Genomic DNA, 436 nt, shown 5'->3' on the forward strand with positions numbered 1-436 from the left:
GGTGGAAGCAAGACATCTGAAGGCGGGAGATCTGCTTCAAAATGCGGAAGGCAAGTCCTATCCGATCGACCGGATCGAGATGAAGAACAGCAGTTGTTTGTTGCAGGGTAGATGTGCTCAGTTTTGCAGCAATTGCTTATGCAGTAAAAGTAGCCTGGTTTGATATGGAGTGATGGGCATGATAGGCTTACTGGTCTCTGCGAAGCCTGTGGCTTCGCCCCTTCGCAGGGAATCATGCCCATAGAGGCTCCATGTCAAACCTATGCATAAACCTTACTTGTTGCTGTATATTGATAAAATTGCTTGGCTGCAAAACTCGGCACTTTTCGATTGCCAAAAACAAGCAGTACGCCTGTATATAACTTCGAAGTTGGAGGAGTACATAATTACTTCGTTACGGAGTCCGAAATATGGACGCATAATAACGGCCCATTGA

General features: G+C 46.1%; 1 pseudogene. It reads left to right on the forward strand.

What is annotated here, in order from left to right:
* Nucleotides 1-330: 330 nt before the first annotated feature.
* A pseudogene (locus tag PPOP_RS21445) lies at nucleotides 331-436 on the forward strand (hypothetical protein); the annotation flags it as partial.

Origin of the sequence: Paenibacillus popilliae ATCC 14706 (genome assembly GCF_000315235.1) — a bacterium.
GTDB lineage: Bacteria > Bacillota > Bacilli > Paenibacillales > Paenibacillaceae > Paenibacillus_B > Paenibacillus_B popilliae.